Source organism: Streptomyces sp. CNP082, assembly GCF_059570535.1.
The window spans coordinates 1-17,335 of the sequence record NZ_JCANSZ010000013.1 but is presented as its reverse complement, the minus strand read 5'-3'; the positions used below and the strand labels follow the sequence as shown (position 1 = coordinate 17,335).

At 69.2% G+C, this 17,335-nt stretch carries 15 protein-coding genes and 1 pseudogene; 7 read left to right on the top strand and 9 right to left on the bottom strand.

The genetic code is table 11. The features are described from left to right. Positions 1-127 precede the first annotated feature (127 nt). The 4 genes and pseudogenes from B124_RS13600 to B124_RS13585 form a co-directional block, all read right to left on the bottom strand. Positions 128-976, bottom strand: coding sequence for an ABC transporter permease (locus B124_RS13600; RefSeq protein ID WP_496503056.1), 849 nt, complete (start codon positions 974-976; stop codon positions 128-130). Next, the gene (locus B124_RS13595; protein ID WP_496503168.1) at positions 973-1,974 is read right to left on the bottom strand and encodes an ATP-binding cassette domain-containing protein; all 1,002 of its coding nucleotides are present in this window, start codon (positions 1,972-1,974) and stop codon (positions 973-975) included. Before B124_RS13595 ends, B124_RS13600 begins: the two co-directional genes overlap by 4 nt. Positions 1,975-2,022: 48 nt before the next feature. After that, the gene (locus B124_RS13590; protein ID WP_496503055.1) at positions 2,023-2,664 is read right to left on the bottom strand and encodes an NADPH-dependent FMN reductase; all 642 of its coding nucleotides are present in this window, start codon (positions 2,662-2,664) and stop codon (positions 2,023-2,025) included. A gap of 344 nt (positions 2,665-3,008) precedes the next feature. Next, positions 3,009-4,213: pseudogene (locus B124_RS13585) on the bottom strand (RNA-guided endonuclease InsQ/TnpB family protein). 188 nt (positions 4,214-4,401) lie between these two features. On the opposite strand from B124_RS13585, the gene B124_RS13580 reads away from it, so the two are divergent. The 6 genes from B124_RS13580 (at position 4,402) to pstB (ending at position 10,596) form a co-directional block, all read left to right on the top strand. Further along, complete coding sequence (locus B124_RS13580) at positions 4,402-5,430, top strand: PstS family phosphate ABC transporter substrate-binding protein (protein ID WP_496503054.1); 1,029 nt, start codon at positions 4,402-4,404, stop codon at positions 5,428-5,430. Positions 5,431-5,657: 227 nt separating this feature from the next. Further along, complete coding sequence (locus B124_RS13575; RefSeq protein WP_496503053.1) at positions 5,658-6,392, top strand: response regulator transcription factor; 735 nt, start codon at positions 5,658-5,660, stop codon at positions 6,390-6,392. A 75-nt stretch (positions 6,393-6,467) separates the two neighbouring features. Then, the gene (gene pstS, locus B124_RS13570; protein WP_496503052.1) at positions 6,468-7,610 is read left to right on the top strand and encodes a phosphate ABC transporter substrate-binding protein PstS; all 1,143 of its coding nucleotides are present in this window, start codon (positions 6,468-6,470) and stop codon (positions 7,608-7,610) included. A 120-nt stretch (positions 7,611-7,730) separates the two neighbouring features. Beyond that, entirely contained in the window at positions 7,731-8,729 is a 999-nt protein-coding gene (pstC, locus tag B124_RS13565) for a phosphate ABC transporter permease subunit PstC (protein WP_496503051.1), read from the top strand. Then, on the top strand, positions 8,726-9,796 hold the full coding sequence (gene pstA, locus B124_RS13560) for a phosphate ABC transporter permease PstA (RefSeq protein ID WP_496503050.1): 1,071 nt from the start codon (positions 8,726-8,728) through the stop codon (positions 9,794-9,796). Before pstC ends, pstA begins: the two co-directional genes overlap by 4 nt. Before the next feature lie 23 nt (positions 9,797-9,819). Continuing rightward, the gene (gene pstB, locus B124_RS13555) at positions 9,820-10,596 is read left to right on the top strand and encodes a phosphate ABC transporter ATP-binding protein PstB (RefSeq protein ID WP_496503049.1); all 777 of its coding nucleotides are present in this window, start codon (positions 9,820-9,822) and stop codon (positions 10,594-10,596) included. A gap of 333 nt (positions 10,597-10,929) precedes the next feature. Here the strand turns inward: pstB and B124_RS13550 are convergent, their stop codons facing one another. Genes B124_RS13550 through rfbB form a run of 4 tightly spaced genes read right to left on the bottom strand, consistent with a single transcriptional unit; the run spans position 10,930 to position 15,237 of the window. After that, complete coding sequence (locus B124_RS13550; RefSeq protein ID WP_496503048.1) at positions 10,930-12,102, bottom strand: UDP-N-acetylglucosamine--N-acetylmuramyl-(pentapeptide) pyrophosphoryl-undecaprenol N-acetylglucosamine transferase; 1,173 nt, start codon at positions 12,100-12,102, stop codon at positions 10,930-10,932. 20 nt (positions 12,103-12,122) lie between these two features. After that, the gene (locus B124_RS13545) at positions 12,123-13,268 is read right to left on the bottom strand and encodes a DegT/DnrJ/EryC1/StrS family aminotransferase (RefSeq protein ID WP_496503047.1); all 1,146 of its coding nucleotides are present in this window, start codon (positions 13,266-13,268) and stop codon (positions 12,123-12,125) included. Beyond that, the gene (locus B124_RS13540; protein WP_496503046.1) at positions 13,265-14,233 is read right to left on the bottom strand and encodes an ATP-grasp domain-containing protein; all 969 of its coding nucleotides are present in this window, start codon (positions 14,231-14,233) and stop codon (positions 13,265-13,267) included. Before B124_RS13540 ends, B124_RS13545 begins: the two co-directional genes overlap by 4 nt. Next, entirely contained in the window at positions 14,230-15,237 is a 1,008-nt protein-coding gene (gene rfbB / locus B124_RS13535; RefSeq protein WP_496503045.1) for a dTDP-glucose 4,6-dehydratase, read from the bottom strand. The genes B124_RS13540 and rfbB overlap by 4 nt, the downstream gene beginning before the upstream one ends. Before the next feature lie 147 nt (positions 15,238-15,384). Between rfbB and B124_RS13530 the strand changes: the two genes are divergently transcribed. Beyond that, positions 15,385-16,878, top strand: a complete 1,494-nt coding sequence (locus B124_RS13530) for a peptide deformylase (protein ID WP_496503044.1) — start codon at positions 15,385-15,387, stop codon at positions 16,876-16,878. Positions 16,879-17,124: 246 nt separating this feature from the next. Here the strand turns inward: B124_RS13530 and B124_RS13525 are convergent. After that, on the bottom strand, positions 17,125-17,335 hold a 211-nt coding region (locus B124_RS13525; protein WP_496503043.1), incomplete at its 5' end, for an IS30 family transposase.

Here is a 17,335-nt window from a genome sequence, read left to right as displayed (position 1 = left end):
TCTATGCACGGGGGAGGAACATGCGGCCGAACTTAGCAGACCGGTGGGCGGACGCGATCAGGCCCGCCCCCCTCTGTCGGCAGATCAGTCGGCAGAGGCGGGCGGGCCCGGTCGGACTCCGGTCGCGTCACTTCCTGGCGTACAGGCGCATCGTGATCGGGCCGAAGACCGCCACGATCACGCCCGCCCAGCCCAGGGTCCAGGCGATGTCCGCGCCCGCCGAGTTGCCGTGCATCAGGTCGCGGACCGCGGAGGCGAGGCGCGTGACCGGGTTGTTGTTGACGAACGCCTGCAGCCAGCCCGGCATCGTCTCCGGCTCGACGAAGATGTCGCTGAGGAACGTCAGCGGGAACAGGACCATCATGCTGACTCCCATGACCGACTTCTCGGTACGGAGCAGCAGGCCGAACATCGTCCAGATCCAGGAGAACGCGAAGGAGAAGACGATCAGCAGCGCCACCCCCGCGAACACGCCCACCACGCCGCCGTCCGGGCGGAAGCCCATGATGAGGCCGACGCCGATCATCACCACCGACGCTATGGCGTAGCGCAGCATGTCGCCCAGCAGGTAGCCGACCATCACCGAGGGGCGCCAGATCGGCAGCGAGCGGAAGCGGTCGAAGACGCCCTTGTCGATGTCGGTGTTGACGGAGACGCCGGTGTACATCGTGATCATGACGATGCTCATCACCAGGATGCCGGGGAGCAGGTACTGCAGATAGTCCGAGGTGGAGCCGGCCAGCGCACCCCCGAAGAGGTACGTGTACATCAGCACCATCATGATCGGGAAGGCGGTGACGTCGAAGAGCTGCTCGGGCACGTGCTTGATCTTCAGCACGGCCCGCCAGCCGAACGTCAGGGAGGCCGACCACGCGCTCGGCTGCGGCGGCCGTTCCTTGGCGACGAGCAGTTCCGCCAGGCTCTCGGTGGTGACCGGCGCGAGGTCTTCGGTACGGGTCTCGGTCGCGGTGCTCATGCTGCTGCCTCCTGGGTTCCGGCACCGGACTGCCGGTCGGTGAGGGCGAGGAAGACCTCGTCCAGGCTGGGCTGACCCAGCGAGAAGTTGTCGACGGTGATGTCCGCGCGGGCCAGCTCCGCCAGCGCGGCGGCGGCCTGGGCGGCGGCGCCGTGGTCCCCGGCGCCGTCCCCGACGCGGGCCGTGAGCGCGACGGGGTCGGGCTCAAGCTGCACCTGCGCGCCGGCCAGCGCCGTCTGCAGCAGAGCGACCGCCTCCGCGCGCTGCGCGGCGTCGCGCAGCCGGAGGTGGACGGAGCCGGCGCCGACGGACGCCTTCAGCTCGCCCTTGGTGCCCTCGGCGATGACCTTGCCGTGGTCGATGACGGCGATGCGGGACGCGAGCTGGTCGGCCTCGTCCAGGTACTGCGTGGTGAGCAGGACGGTGGTGCCCTGCGCGACGACCGCGCGGACGATGTCCCAGACCTGGTTGCGGCTGCGCGGGTCGAGGCCGGTGGTCGGCTCGTCGAGGAAGAGCAGGTCGGGGGTGTTGAGGATGGACGCGGCGATGTCGATGCGCCGCCGCATGCCGCCCGAGTAGTTCTTGACCTGCTTGCCCGCCGCCTCGGTCAGGCCGAACGCCTCCAGCAACTGCGCGGAGCGCACCCGCGCGGCGGCGGGCCGGTGCCCGAGGAGGCGGCCGAGCAGCACCAGGTTCTCGGTGCCGGTCAGGTCCTCGTCCACGGAGGCGTACTGGCCGGTGAGGCTGACCCGGGAGCGTACGTCGTTTGCGTCGTGGACGACGTCCTTGCCGAAGATCCGGGCCTCGCCGGCGTCGGGGCGCAGCAGGGTGGCGAGCATCTTCACGGTGGTGGTCTTCCCGGCGCCGTTGGGGCCGAGGACACCGTAGACGGTGCCGCGGGGGACGACGAGGTCGACGCCGTCCACCGCGCGGGTCTCGCCGAACACCTTCACCAGTCCCGACGTCTCGATCGCCGGGCCGGACGAGTCCTTGGTCATGTCCTTCTTCTCCAGATTCATCAATATCAGGTATGTGTGCGGCGTTTGCTACGCCACGTACGGTCGCGCCGCGCGGGCCTCCCTCAGCGCGAGGCCCCACCAGGTGAGCTGGTCCAGCAGGGCACCGGCGGCGCGTACCAGCCCGTCCGAGTAGACAGACCCGCCCGCGGGGAATTTCTCATCGGTGAAGCGCAGGTCGATGCCGACCGAGTCGCGCACCGTGACCGTGTGCAGCTCGGTGAAGACCGACCTCAGGTGCTCCACCGCGTGCACCCCGTCGCAGCCGAAGCCGTACGAGACGAAGCCGACGGGCTTCGCGTGCCACTCGTCGTAGCCCATGTCGATGGCGTGCTTGAGCTGCGCGGGGAAGCTGCGGTTGCACTCGGGGGTGACGACGACGAACCCTTCCGCCCACGCCAGCTCCGCGGTGAACGAGGACATCTGGGCGGTGGGGCGCCGGGGGTAGTGCGGCGGGAGGTCGAAGTCGGCGAGGTCCAGGACGCGCAGCGCCAGGCCGCTCCGCTCGCCGGCCAGCTCGTCGAGCCAGCGCATGACGGCGGCGGGAGCGCAGCCGGCCTCGGCCGGGCCGCCCAGGACGCAGGCGACGCGCAGCCGCGCGGACGCACCGGCCGCACCGGCTGAGAGCGCCGGTCCTGGCGTATCGCGTACGCCGGGCTCGCCGTTGCGCATCGGGCACCTCCCTGGTCCGGGCCGCCCCGGGCGGTGCGCCCGGGGCCTCACCCTGCAGGCGCCAGAAACCGGCAGGCGCCCGCTAGATCCGATCTAGCGGGCGCGCACACCGCGCGCAACCCTCGCGCGCACCCACCCCCGCCTGCGCTTTCCCCCCTTACCCGGAGTTTCATCACGGATGTGTAACGCATCATGTCCGGGTCGTCCACTGTTCACCCCGCGATAACCGAAGCAGCCCCGCATGGCCGACTGCCATCAGTTCGATACGGACCTGGAGTTATGTCCGAATCGATCGATCAGCGGAGAGCATTGAAACCTCCCCCCGAGGAAGGGGGATTCCTGACTCAGGCAGCCTGGCGAAACAGCGTTCCGTCAGGTCTTCCACCCTCGGCGTCAGCCGGGTTGAGACCAGCCCGGACCAGCATCACGCGCGCGGAATTCTTGTCTCTGGGCGAGACAGTGCCGCACGCGGTGCAGGTATACGTGCGTTCGGAAAGGGGCAGTGCGTGCTTGGTTCTCGCTCCGCACTTCGCGCAGTCCATCGTGGTGTGCGCGGGGTGGACCAGGTGGACGGTGCGCCCGTGCTTGCGGGCCATCTCCACCAGGGCCGTCTTCGCGGCGCCGATCGCCCCGTCCGCGGCCTTGCGGGCCATCGTGGTCTTCGCGAGGAACTTCGGCCGGAAGTCCTCCACAGCAAGCTGGTCGTGGTCGGTCACGACACGCTTGGCCCATGTGCGGGCGGTTTCCCGGCGCTGCCGGGCCACCTTGGCGTGCAGCTTCGCCGCCCGGACCTTCGCCGCCCTGTAGCCGCCGGACGCGGGCTGACCGCGTTTCGGTTTCCGGCGGGCCATCATGCGCTGGTAGCGGGCGAGTTTCTGCGCCGCGGTGCGTCCGTGCCCGGAGTGGGGAAGGTCGTGGGCATCGGAGGTGGTGGTCGCCGTTTGGCTGACGCCCCAGTCGATCCCGATCACCCGGCCCGTCTTGGGCAGCGGCTCGACCGGCGCGGGCACCACGAAGGACGCGTACCAGGATCCGGTGGCGTCCTGGTAGATCCGCACGGACGACGGCTCCGCGGGCAGGGCCCGCGACCACACCACCCGCACCACGATCCCGCCCGCGAGGTGCACACGCCCGTCCTTCAGACGGAAACCCCGCCGCGTGTAGTTCAGACTCGGCCGCGCCTCACGCTTGGTCTTCCACCGCGGCATCCCCGACCGGCGGGCCATCGGAAGCCGGTCCCTGATGTCCTTCAACGCCTTCGCGCGGGACTTCCCGAAATCCCGGATCACCTGCTGCTGGGTACCGAACTTCCCTCGCCAAGCCACGGACTCACCCGCCGGGCCTCGGTGAGCATCCGGTCCAGCGCGGCCGGACCGACCTTCTCACCCCCCGCGTACGCCTTCTTCGAACGGGCCACCGACTCGTTCCACAGCCACCGGCAACGCCCCCACTCCGCTTCCAGCGCCCGGCGGTCGGTCGCCGAAAGACGCACACGGAAGGTGTACCGGGCATGCCCGGCACTCCCACCACTGACCGCCGCAGACGCCATACACCCGAACCTACCCGGGAGGACTGACAATTGAGATTCCCTGATCTCTGCGGCCCCCACCACCCCCGCGCGCGGTGGACACCGGACCGCCCCGAGAACGATCCGGCTGCCCGCGCCCTGCCCCGCAGGAGTCCGATCCGTCCCCGGCCTGAACCCCGGGGCATCCGCAGAGAAGTCAGGTGAGCCCGATGCAGACGAAGCGCACCGCGACCCGCCTGGCCGCCCTCCTCCTCGCCCCGGCCGCCCTCGCCTCCCTCGCGGCGTGCGGCGACGACAGCGAGGCGAGCGCCGGTGCGGACCGGCCCGAGCGGCTGACCGGGACGGTGCTGATCGACGGCTCCAGCACCGTGGAGCCGCTGACGAAGCTGGCCGGCGAGCGCTTCGGCCGGCAGGAGCCGGGGGTACGGGTCACGGTCGAGGCGTCCGGCACCGGCGGCGGGTTCGACAAGTTCTGCGCCGGTGAGACCGACGTCTCCGACGCCTCCCGGCCGATCAACGACTTCGAGCAGGAGACCTGCGCCAACTGGGACGTGCCGTACCGCGAGCTGACCATCGCCAACGACGCGCTCACCGTCGTCGTCCCGCGCGGCAACGACTGGATCGACTGCATCACCACCGACCAGCTCAAGCGCATCTGGGAGCCCGGCTCCACGCTGACGAGCTGGCAGGAGGTCGACCCCGCGTTCCCGGACGAGCCGCTGCAGCTCTACGGGCCCGACACCGACTCGGGCACGTTCGACTACTTCACCGAGGCCGTCAACGGCGAGGAGAAGGCGTCCCGCGCCGACTTCACCCCGAGCGCCGACGACAACACGCTCGTCGAGGGCGTCGCGGACCACCCCGGCGGGCTCGGCTACTTCGGCTTCACCTACTTCGACGAGAACCGCGACAAGCTGCGCGCGCTGGAGATCGACGGCGGCGACGGGTGCGTCGCGCCCAGCACGGCGTCGGTCCAGGACGGCTCGTACACGCCGCTGGCCCGGCCGCTGTTCCTCTACCCCTCGGCGAAGGCGCTGCAGCGCCCCGAGGTGGAGGCGTTCGTCGAGTTCTACGTGTCCGGCCACACGGACTTCGCCTCAGAGGCCGGCTACATCCCGCTCAGCGAGGCGCAGGAGGACAAGCTGCAGCGGGACCTGGCGCGGCTGAAGAAGCACAGCGCCCGGCCCGGCGGCGCGGGTGACACCGGCGGCGACTCGGGCGGCTCGGGCGGGCTGTGAGGCGGCGCGCCCGGAGGGCCGCGAAGCGGTCCGCCCGGCGGTCCCCGCGGCGGTCTCTCAAGCGGACGGTGAGGCGCGTCGTGGAGTGGATCGAGCCGTTCATAACGAGCTGATAACGGCATCACGCGCTCCTGTTCCGATGTTCACCTTCAGTTAACCGCCACCACCGTCCCAGTCCGCTGTGACCGATTTCCATATGAGGCGACGAAGGGGGTGGTGACCGACCGATGGACACACCGGCGATACCCGGCCAGCGCCAGGGGCAGGCCCATGGACAGGGTCACGTCCTGCTGCTCGCCGACCCGGACGAACAGGTGGCGCACGATCTGGCGGAGCACCTGTCGGGCCATCAGGTGAAGGTCGTCTTCTGCGCCGACGGGGCGGAGGCGCTGCTCCAGGTCGGCCTGCAGTCCCCCGACGCCGTACTGGTCAGCGCCAAGCTGCCGCTCGTGCCCGGCGCCCGGGTGGTGGAGGTGCTGCGGCGGCGCAGCGCCACGCCGGTCATCATCGGCGTCGGCCCCGACGACGCGGAGGACGCCGTGGAGGCGCTCACCGCGGGGGCCAGCGCCTGCGTCGCCCGCCCGTACCGGCCGTACGAGGTCCTGAAGATGCTCGGCGTCGCCAGCCCGGCGACGTACGACGTGGACCAGTCGGTCGCCTCCGGTCCGTACAGCGTCAACCCCGCCACCTTCGAGGCCCGCGTCGACGGCCGGCTGGTGCAGCTTCCGCTCCGCGAGTTCAAGCTGCTGCACCTGCTGGTGGCCAACGCCGAGAAGGTCGTCACCCGAGACCAGATCAGCGCCGAGCTGTGGGGTGGCAGCGCACCGAAGTCCAACACGATCGCCGTGCACATCCGTCGGCTGCGCGACCGCATCGGGGACAACCCTCATGATCCACGGATCATCCTCACCGTCCGCAACGTCGGCTACCGCTTCGTGCCGCCGGTCGCGGATCTCCCCTAGACCCCACGACTCCGCATGTCTCGATTTGTGATCAAGCCGCCTCTGTCAGTGCGGCCTCAGGAAGGAAAGCCCTCAGTGAAGTCTCAGAGCAGGATCCGGTTCCGCACCGCGGCAGGCGTACTCGCCCTCTCCAGCGCCCTCGTCCTCTCGGCGTGCGGCTCGGACGACAACTCGGACTCCGGTGACGACAAGGCCAGTGGCGGCGACAAGAGCTCGGCCGCCGCCGGCGGCGACATCGCGTGCGGCGGCAGCGGCGAGCTGCTCGCCTCGGGCTCCAGCGCCCAGGACAACGCCGTGCAGCAGTGGGTCGCCGACTACCAGGCCGCCTGCCCCGACCTGACGGTCAACTACAAGCCGGTCGGCTCCGGCGCCGGCATCGAGGAGTTCCTCAACGGCCAGACGGCGTTCGCCGGCTCCGACTCCGCGCTGGAGCCGGAGGAGCTGGAGAAGTCCAAGGAGGTCTGCACCGACGGGCAGGGCATCAACCTGCCGATGGTCGGCGGCCCGGTCGCCATCGCGTACCACGTCGAGGGCGTGGACGAGCTGGTGCTCGACGCCGAGACCCTGGCGAACGTGCTCGGCGGCAAGATCACCAACTGGGACGACGAGGCCATCGCCAAGCTGAACCCCGACGCGGAGCTGCCGGGCACCAAGATCCAGCCCGTGCACCGCTCGGACGAGTCCGGCACCACCGAGAACCTCGCCGCCTACCTCAACACCGCCGCGCCCGACGCCTGGCCGCACGAGCCCGACAAGAAGTGGCCGATCGAGGGCGGCCAGGCGGCCAGCGGCTCGGCCGGGGTGTCCTCGCAGGTCAAGCAGACCGACGGCGCCATCTCGTACATGGAGATCTCGCACGCCGAGTCCAACGGCCTGACCACGGTCAAGCTGGACACCGGTGCCGCCGAGCCCGTCGAGGCCACCGTGGAGAACGCCTCCCAGGCCATCGCCGTCGGCGAGCGGGTCGGCAAGGCCCCCGACATGGCGCTGGAGCTGGACTACGCGACCAAGGAGGACGGCGCGTACCCGATCACCCTCGTGACGTACGAGATCATGTGCGACACGGGCAACAAGCCGGAGACCCTGGACGCGGTGAAGTCCTTCCTCGGCTACACCGCCAGCGAGGCCGGCCAGCAGTCGATCGTCGAGGTCGGCTACGCCCCGCTGCCCGCGGAGATGGCGACCGAGGTCGCCAAGACCGTCGACAGCCTTTCCTGAACCGCCCTCCCGCCGGCCGGCGAACCACCCTGTCCGGCCGGCGGGGGGCCATCCGGTGCACCGCCGCCGGGACGCGGGCGCGGACCGCGCCTCGCCCCACACCAGACCGGAGATTCACGTATGACTGCTCCACCCACCGACATAGAAACCCCCGCCCCACCGCCATCGCAGGTCCTGCCGTCGGACGGCAAGGGCGGCACCCGCCGCGGCGACAAGATCTTCTCCGGCCTCTCGAAGGGGTCCGGGATCACGCTGCTGCTGATCATGGCCGCGATCGCCGCGTTCCTGGCGTACCGCGCGTCCCTCGCCCTCGCGGACAACGAGGGCAACTTCCTCACCACCTTCGAGTGGGACGCCAACTCCCTCCACCCGAAGTTCGGCATCGCCGTCCTGGCCTTCGGCACGGTCGTCTCCTCGGTCGTCGCGATGGTCATCGCGGTGCCGATCGCCGTCGGCATCGCGCTGTTCATCACCCACTACGCGCCGAAGAAGCTGGCGGCGCCGCTCGCGTACGTCATCGACCTGCTGGCCGCCGTCCCGTCCATCGTCTACGGCCTGTGGGGCGCCCTGTTCCTCGTGCCGCACCTGGTCGGCACGTACGAGTGGCTGGACCGGTACCTCGGCTGGACCGTCGTGCTGTCCTTCGACGGGACCGCGCCGCGGTCACTGATGACCGCGGGCATCCTGCTGGCCGTGATGATCCTGCCGATCATCACCAACGTCAGCCGCGAGGTCTTCGCGCAGACCCCCCGCCTCCAGGAGGAGGCCGCACTGGCGCTGGGCGCCACGCGCTGGGAGGTCATCCGCATGACGGTGATCCCCTTCGGCCGCTCCGGCGTCATCTCCGCCTCGATGCTGGGCCTGGGCCGGGCGCTCGGCGAGACGATGGCCGTGGCCACGGTGCTGTCGCCGTCGGCGCTGCTGGCGCCGGAGATCCTGCAGGCGGGCGGCGGGACGTTCGCGCAGAACATCGCCGCGTCGTTCGGCGAGTCCGGGCAGTTCGGGCGGGACGCGCTGATCGCGTCCGGTCTGGTGCTGTTCGTCATCACGCTGCTGGTCAACGGGGCCGCCCGGCTGATCATCGCCAGGCGCAAGGAGTACTCGGGGGCCAACGCATGAGCGCGCAGATCGTCGCCGACAAGGTCGAAGGCATCGACCGGCTCGGCATCCAGCAGCCGCGGCTCCCCCGCTGGGCGCCGCTGGGCATCGCGGCCGGCGCCGCCGCCGTGGGCTCCCTCATCGGCGTGCTCGCCGACCTCGGCAACCGGATCCAGTGGGGCCTGATCGCGGCGATCCTCTTCGTCGTCGGCCAGTTCGTCATCTCGGCGGTGGCCGAGGACCGCAGGCAGGCGAAGGACCGGCTGGCGACCTCCCTGGTGTGGGTGGCGTTCCTGCTGGCCGTGGTCCCGCTGGCGTCGCTGGTCTGGGAGACCGTCAGCAAGGGCATCGGGGTCACCGACGGCACCTTCCTCACCCACTCGATGAGCGGCGTGGTCAACATCGCGCCCGGCGGCGGCGTCTACCACGCGCTGCTGGGCACCATCGAGCAGGTGCTGATCGCCACCCTCATCGCCACCCCGATCGGGCTGCTGACCGCCGTGTACCTGGTGGAGTACGGCCGCGGGGCGCTGGCGAAGGCGGTGACGTTCTTCGTGGACGTCATGACGGGCATCCCGTCGATCGTCGCCGGCCTGTTCGTCCTCAGCCTGTGGATCATGATCCTGGACTTCGGCTACTCCGGCTTCGCCGGGGCGCTGGCGCTGGCGATCCTGATGATGCCCGTGGTGGTCCGCTCCACCGAGGAGATGCTGAAGCTCGTCCCGAACGAGCTGCGCGAGGCGTCGTACGCCCTGGGCGTACCGAAGTGGAAGACGATCCTGAAGGTCGTCCTGCCCACCTCCATCGGCGGCATCACCACCGGCGTCATGCTCGCCGTCGCCCGCATCACCGGCGAGACCGCCCCGGTGATGCTGCTCGTCTTCGGCAGCCCGGCGATCAACAACAACCCCTTCGACGGCGGCCAGGCGTCCCTGCCGCTGTACATCTACCAGCAGTGGGGGGCGGGCACCGAGGCGTCGTTCGACCGCGCCTGGGGCGCCGCCCTCGTCCTCATCGTCTTCGTGATGATCCTCAATCTGCTGGCCCGCGGCATCGCCCGCTGGAAGGCCCCGAAAACCGGCCGCTGACGGCCAAGGAGAAGTGATCTGACATGGCCAAGCGCATCGACATCAGCGGCCTCACCGCCTACTACGGCGACTTCAAGGCGATCGAGGACATCTCGATGGCCGTCGAGCCGAAGTCCGTGACCGCCTTCATCGGCCCGTCCGGCTGCGGCAAGTCCACCTTCCTGCGCACCATCAACCGCATGCACGAGGTCATCCCGGGCGCGCGGGTGGAGGGGAAGGTGATGCTGGACGACGAGAACCTCTACGGCTCCGGCGTCGACCCCGTCTCCGTACGGCGCGTGGTGGGCATGGTCTTCCAGCGCCCCAACCCGTTCCCGACGATGAGCGTCTACGAGAACGTGGCTGCGGGCCTCAAGCTCAACGGCACGTACAAGAAGCGCGCGCTGGACGAGATCGTGGAGAAGTCGCTGCGGGGCGCGAACCTGTGGGACGAGGTCAAGGACCGCCTCAACCGCCCGGGTTCCGGCCTCTCGGGCGGCCAGCAGCAGCGGCTGTGCATCGCCCGCGCCATCGCCGTCGAGCCGCAGGTGCTCCTCATGGACGAGCCCTGCTCGGCCCTCGACCCCATCTCCACCCTCGCCATCGAGGACCTCATCGGGGACCTGAAGACCCGCTTCACGATCGTCATCGTGACGCACAACATGCAGCAGGCGGCCCGGGTCTCGGACCGCACCGCGTTCTTCAACCTGGCCGCCGTCGGCGAGCCGGGCCGGCTCATCGAGATCGACGACACCGACAAGATCTTCTCCAACCCGTCGGTGCAGGCGACCGAGGACTACGTCTCGGGCCGCTTCGGCTGAGCCGACGACTCCGGCCGGTGTTTCCGGGGGAACGCCGGCCGGCCAAGCCGTCTTGCGGTGCTGCCTGGCGGTGCCGCCGCAAGACACCAGGGCCCGCCCCGCACCCCGGGGCGGGCCCTGGCTCTGGGCGGGCCCTGCACTCCTCCGAGTGCGGACGTCCCGGCCTCTTACGTCGTGGTCCGGGAGCGGCGCCGACGGCGGCGACGAGGGAGCTTGAAGTCGCCTTCGGTGGGCGGGAGGTCCTGGCGTGCGTTGGCGGGGCGGTGGCCCGACGCCGGTAGCGCGCGCCTGCGATCCGGCGAATCGATGTGGCCATGACCAGGCGAGGGCCTGCTACTTACCGCGTGTGGCGTTGAGGAGTACGTCGACGAGGCGCTCGGCTGCGTCCGGTCGGCCCAGGTCCGTGGCGCGAGCGGCCATGTCCCTCCGTTGGCCGGCGTCGGAGAGAAGCGGGGTCACGGCCTGGCGCAGGCTGTCGGTGTCGTCCAGGAGGGCGACCGCGGCGCCGTTTTCGGCGAGGTGGCGGGCGTTGTGGGCCTGCTCGCCTCCGGCGGATGTGGCCAGCGGGATGAGGACCGATGGCTTGCCGAGTGCGGTCATTTCCGCGATGGTTCCCGCTCCTGAGCGGGCAATCACGATGTCGGCGAGGGCCAGGACGTCGGGGAGTTCCGCCCCCACGTAGCCTGTGACGAGGTACTTGGCAGCCAGGTCGGCGGGCAGGGTCGCGGTGTGCCGTTGCAGCTCGGGGAGGTTGTCCGGACCGCACTGGTGGACGATGTTGGCGCTGGTGAGGAGCCAGGGCAGGGCATCGCGGATCAGGTTGTTGATCTGCTGGGAGCCCTGTGCTCCGCCCGTGACGTAGATGGTGGGCAGATGCCGGTCGAAGCCCCGCAGGTCCAGGGTCTCGACAGCCTTCTCAGGTTGCCCGGCCATCAGCTCGGCCCGCACTGGGTTGCCGGTCACGACCGCGTCGGTGCGGCAGTGATCGGGCAGGAGCGGCAGTGTGGCTTCGTGGGAGACGGCGAAGGTGGCGCCGGCGCCGCGGGCGAGCGTGCGGTTGGCCAGCCCCAGCCTGACGGTCTGTTCGTGGACGACCAGGGGGCGGTGGCGCATCTTCGCCGCCATGCCGACGGGGATGGCGACGTAACCACCGGTTGCCAGGACCACGTCGGGGCGGAAGCCGGAGACGATGGCGCGGGCCTGGGCGACGCCGCGGGCGGCCCGGCCCATGTCGCGTACGTTGGCAGGAGAGACCAGCTTCAATGGGTTGGAGCTGCGGCGGATCTTGCCGGTCGCGACGGGCTTGAACGCGATTCCCTCGCCTTGGGCAACGCGTTCTTCGAGGCTGCCTTTCGTGCCGACCCACAGGACGTCGAGAGCCCGTCCACTGGCGTGCAGGCGGGCCTTGAGGGTGTGCACCGCGGTGAGGGCGGGGTAGGTGTGCCCGCCAGTGCCGCCGCCGGTGACGATCAAGCGAAACGCGGGGTGTTGGGGAAGGTTCGACACCCGCGGGAGTGTAGTGCCGCTCACCGTGGCCTCCGTGCATTTACGGCCTGTTCAAGAAGGCGTGCTACATGCTTGACGTCGTCCTCGCTGAGGTGCTGATGGAAGGGCAGAGTCAGGACCTGCCTGCCCAGCTTCTCCGTCACCGGCAGCGGGCGCCGCCAGGCGGCGAAGGCAGGCTGCAGGTGGTTCGGCGGGTAGTGCACGCCCACGCCGACTCCGCGGCGTCGCAGGAAGGCGAACACCGCGTCGCGGGCCGGGACCCGTACGGCACACAGGGAGGGCACGGCGTGCTCCGGATCCACGTCGACCAGATCTATGTCGTCGAGAGAGCCCAGAGCGTCGGCATACGCGCGCCACAGGCCCCTGCGCACGTCCTGCGCCTGCGAGAAGTGGGCGAGTTGTACGCGGCCGATTGCGGCGTTCAACGAGGGCATCTGGTAGCGCAGGCCCATGCCGTGGACGTCGTAGGACGTGGCCGTGGATCGCTCTTCGGCTGTTTCCGCCACGCCGAGCATCCGCGCGGTGCGAATCCTGTGGGCTTGCCCGGGGTTGCGGGGGATGACCATTCCGCCCTGGCCGCAGGTGAGATTCTTGATCGGCCCGAAGCTGAAGCACGTCACCACCCGAGGATCCGCGCCGACCATGCCCGCGTACGTACGGGAGCCGAAGGCGTGTGCGGCATCCTGCACGACGGTAATGTGCCGGCCGGCCAGAGTATCCAGCATGCTGCTGAGGTCGATGGGCCGGCCGCCGTAGAGCACGGGTACGACCGCCCGGGTCGCCGGCGTGATGGCCTCCCGTAGCGTCTCGGCGGTGACGCACAAGGTTTTCGGGTCGACCTCGGCGAACCGGGGGTGGGCACCGCATGCTCTGATCGCTTGGACGGTGGCGCAAAACGTCATCGACGGCACCACCACCTCGTCGCCCGTTCCGATGCCGGCTGTGATCAGGGCCAGGTGCAGGGCGGCGGTGCCGGAGGCGACGGCAACGGCGTCGGGAACGCCCAGGAAGGCGGCCACTTCGTCCTCGAAGCGGGCGGTGATCTCGTTGTGTCCGTAGTAGCCGCTGTGCAGAGCCTTGATGAGGGCGTCGTCCTCCGGCCCGTACAGGCAGGGGGCGGCGTTACGGGCCACGGCCCAGGCTGAGTCCGCGCCTTGAGGGTTCATCGGTTGCCTCCGATGCGGAGTGTCTCGATGTACTTCGTCAGTCGCACGCCCGGCTTGTAGCTGAGCCGGGCATGATCGATGGGCTGCTCGAAGAGGCCGGCGATCAGTTGACCGACGAGGTCGGCTCCGGCTGCTTCGGCGAGCGGGAAGCCGCCGGCGATACGGGCGTTGGCCTCCGTCAGGAGTACGCGTGGCTCCTCGCCGGTGCGGGTGAAGCCCTGTACGCAGCACACGCCCTCGGCGCCCACGGCCCTCAAGGCTGCTTTGACCAAGCCGGTGATCTCCGAGTCGTGGACGGTCTCGGAGACCATGGACAGGCCCGCTTTGACCAGCAGCCTGTGACGCACGACGACGGAGGCGCGCGCGCTGCGGTCGACGAGGCAATCGGCGGTGAACTCGCCGCCGTCGATGCGCTCTTGCACGAGCGGGTCCGAGGTGAGGCGGCACAAAACCTTCGCTTCGCTGCGGCTGGTGCAGTAGGTGATGCCCTGCGATCCGTGCCCGCGCCGCGGCTTGACGACCAGCGGCAGCCGGTCAGGGATCGTGTCGATCTGCTCGGGGAGCCAGGTGCGTGGGGTCGGGATACCGTGCTCGGTGAGCACGGCGGCGAAGCGGGCCTTGTCCCCGCAGGCATCGACGGTCGCGGCGGGCGGCAGCCAGACCCTCACTCCGCCGGCTGCCAGCGTCGAGCGCAGAGCCAGCAGCCGCGGCAGTTCCGCCTCCACACACGAGATGATCGCCTCCGCAGTGTGCTCGCGGCACAGCGTGAGGAGCTGCTTTTCGAACTCGGGTGCGTCAGCAGCCGGCAGGACCGCGGGGAGTGCTTCCGGAATGTGCAGTCCGGGGGAGAGTGGGTTGGCGTCGGCCGCGGTTACCTGGTGGCCGAGCCTGAGCAGCGATCTGGCCAGGTCGAATCCGGGGGCACCGCCCACTCCCGTGACGATGATCCGCCTGCTGGTCATCATCCGGCCGCCTTCGTCAACTGGACCGTCGGCGTCAGCGCCTCAGGGTTGCGCAGCAAAGGTGCCCAACGCCCCGGGTTCTCCCTATACCAGCGGACGGTCTCGGCGATGCCCTCGGCCAGGTCTCGGCGAGGGCAGTAGCCGAGGGAGCGGATCTTCGACCAGTCCATCGCGTACCGGATGTCGTTGGCCCGTCGATCCGGTACGCAGGTCACCGAGGACCAGTCGGCACCGCACTCCCGCAGAATGAGGGCGGTCAGCTCCTTGTTCGTCACGTTGGTGCCGGCACCGATGTTGTACACCTCGCCCGGCCGGCCATCTCGGAGTACGAGTTCGATGGCGCTGCAGTTGTCCTGGACGTGCAGCCAGTCCCGCACGTGCTCGCCCTCGCCATGGAGCGTGACCTTGTCGTCCTTGAGCAGGCTGGTGACGAACAGCGGGATCATCTTCTCGGGGTGCTGCGCCGGTCCGTAGTTGTTGGCGGAGCGGGTCACGCACACCGGCACGCCGTAGGTACGGAAGTACGCCAGCGCCACCAGGTCGCTGGCCGCCTTCGACGCCGCGTACGGCACCGTCGGCCGCACCGGATCACCCTCACCTGCTGCACCGGACGGCACAGGACCGTAGACCTCGTCGGTGGAGATGTGCACCACCTTGGCCGTTCTGTGCCGTTTGGCGGCATCGAGCAGCGTGTGCGTGCCGATGACATTCGTCGCCAGGAAGTTCCCGGCCTCGTAGAACGAGCGATCCACGTGCGACTCCGCCGCCAGGTGCACGATCGCCGAGTGCTTGCGAACCAGGTCGTCTACCAGCGGCTCATCCAGGACACTGCCCTGAATGAACTCCAGCTTCGGCGACAAGAACGCCTCACCCAGGTTCTCGATGTGACCGGCGTAGGTGAGCGCGTCCAGCACGGTGACCCGGCGGACATCGCTGAAGTGCAGCAGACGCTTGACCAGATGAGAGCCGATGAACCCGGCTCCGCCCGTGACCAGTACGGCTTCCATGGTGCTCCCCTTCCACACGTCGAGGACCAGAGAGGCAGATCCAGGCGCCCCCGCCTGGCACCATTGACCCTCAGAGGGGCACGATGAGGCGACGATGAGCCGCACTCACTCACGAGCCCGCTGAACTCCCGGAAAGGACCGGCCCCTGTGAAGAGCGAGGAACGGGCCACGTTCGCCGCGGAACTCACGCACTGGCGCAACGTCCGCGGCCTGTCGAAGGCGGCCCTCGCCAGCCGACTCAACATCGACCCGTCCTACGTCAGCCACCTCGAAGCAGGCCGCGAGCACGGCAGTTCCCCACTCGCCCGCCGAGCAGACACCGAGCTGCGCGCCGCCGGCGCCCTCTGGCAGGCATGGCAGCGAACAGACACCACACCCGCCACCGCCGTCCAAGACGATCCGCCCGCGGGCACCGGACTGCTGGTCCTGGAGGACGAAGCCGGCCTCACGTACGACGCCGGCAGCTACTACCTGCGGATGCGCAGACTCTTACGGAACAACGGCATCGAGCCAGTCACCCGCTACCTCGTACGCATCGCCGTGGACCGCCACCCCACCAACCCGGAACGCTCCAACGCCCTCTACCGCAAGTTCCCCCTTACCTGGGAAGAACTGGGACTAGAAGCCCACTGCGGGAGCGAGCCGATGGAATGGATCGTCAAACACGACCGTGATGCGTTCAAGGAAGTCTGGCTCCAGTTCCAGAATCCCACGAGCCGCTTTCCGCTCTACCCCGGCCAACAGACGGAGATCACTTACTCCTACAGCGTCAGCGACCAGAAGTGGGGAAATTGGTTCCAACGCGCAATCAGGTTACCGACCCGCTGCCTGTCCGTGGAACTAGCATTCCCAGCCGATGCCGCACCGACTGCATGGGGCACCGAGACATCAATGAGCGCCGACGTCGCTCCCCTTCGCACACCGCTCCAGCAGTCGACCCGAAACGACCAGACGGTGTTCACCTGGAGCACCGTTGATCCGCCTCTGCACGCGCGATACCGCGTCGAATGGCGCCTAAAGAACCAACACGAAGAGAAAGAAAATCAAGCCGTGGACGCCATCGCCACCAGCCACGCAATGGCGAACGCCGGAATCGCGCAACTCGGCAACCCGGTCCTCACTGGCCTCGCCCGCCCCTTCGACCTGCCAACTGAAGAGGAAGAAGCAGAGCGGGTCATCCGCGAACTCATGGCCGCCACCGACCGAGTACGGCAACTACACACCTTCGGCAAAGGCATGGGCATCGCCGCACCCCAACTCGGCATCGACCGCTCCGCAGCCGTCATCCTCCCACCAGATGCCGACGCGGACGCCATTATTCTACTGAATGCCACGATAGTGGAATCCTCGGCAGAACAGGACGAACAGTACGAAGGCTGCCTGAGCTTCTTCGACGTGCGCGGCCTCGTCCCACGCGCCCTCTCCATCGTCGTGGCTCACTGCAACCTCGACGGCACCCCCAGACTGTCCCGCTTCTCCCAAGGTCAGGCCCGCCTCGTTGCTCACGAAGTGGATCACCTGGCAGGCATTCTTTACCGCGAGCGGATGCGTCGAGGCGTCCCCCCGATCCCCGTGGAAGAATACCGTGGAATAGGACAAAAATGGACCTATAACACAAGGCGTGGTGCCGAGAGTTCGTAACTAGCGGCAGGGGTCGCCGTACCAGGGCGCGCGGGGTGGGCTACGCGCTGGAGAGTGCACCCGCCGCCCCCACGCCTGGATCGAGGCGGACAACTGCCGAGTCAGGATGCTCGACCCGCACGCCGCCCACCGCACCCTCCGCCGCGCCAGCGGAGAAGGGCGGTGCTGCCTGGCGGTGCCGCCGCAAGACACCAGGGCCCGCCCCGCACCCGGCAGATTCTCGGGGTCCTCGCAACACCTGATGGCTTACGTGGTCGTCAGTAGATCACGCAGGCGCTCGGCTGGTGTTCTCCAGTCGAGCGTTTTGCGTGGTCGGCGGTTGAGTTGCTGGGCGACGTGTTCGAGGTCTTCTGGGCTGTGGACGGACAGGTCGGTGCCTTTGGGGAAGTACTGCCGCAGCAGGCCGTTGGTGTTCTCGTTCGATCCGCGTTGCCAGGGTGAGTGCGGGTCGCAGAAG

Excerpts from the sequence above, each read along its gene's own strand:
- B124_RS13600 (WP_496503056.1), bottom strand. The coding sequence starts at position 976 with ATGAGCACCGCGACCGAGACCCGTACCGAAGACCTCGCGCCGGTCACC.
- B124_RS13595 (WP_496503168.1), bottom strand. The coding sequence starts at position 1,974 with ATGACCAAGGACTCGTCCGGCCCGGCGATCGAGACGTCGGGACTGGTG.
- B124_RS13590 (WP_496503055.1), bottom strand. The coding sequence starts at position 2,664 with ATGCGCAACGGCGAGCCCGGCGTACGCGATACGCCAGGACCGGCGCTC.
- B124_RS13580 (WP_496503054.1), top strand. The coding sequence starts at position 4,402 with ATGCAGACGAAGCGCACCGCGACCCGCCTGGCCGCCCTCCTCCTCGCC.
- B124_RS13575 (WP_496503053.1), top strand. The coding sequence starts at position 5,658 with ATGGACACACCGGCGATACCCGGCCAGCGCCAGGGGCAGGCCCATGGA.
- pstC (WP_496503051.1), top strand. The coding sequence starts at position 7,731 with ATGACTGCTCCACCCACCGACATAGAAACCCCCGCCCCACCGCCATCG.
- pstA (WP_496503050.1), top strand. The coding sequence starts at position 8,726 with ATGAGCGCGCAGATCGTCGCCGACAAGGTCGAAGGCATCGACCGGCTC.
- pstB (WP_496503049.1), top strand. The coding sequence starts at position 9,820 with ATGGCCAAGCGCATCGACATCAGCGGCCTCACCGCCTACTACGGCGAC.
- B124_RS13545 (WP_496503047.1), bottom strand. The coding sequence starts at position 13,268 with ATGAACCCTCAAGGCGCGGACTCAGCCTGGGCCGTGGCCCGTAACGCC.
- B124_RS13540 (WP_496503046.1), bottom strand. The coding sequence starts at position 14,233 with ATGATGACCAGCAGGCGGATCATCGTCACGGGAGTGGGCGGTGCCCCC.
- rfbB (WP_496503045.1), bottom strand. The coding sequence starts at position 15,237 with ATGGAAGCCGTACTGGTCACGGGCGGAGCCGGGTTCATCGGCTCTCAT.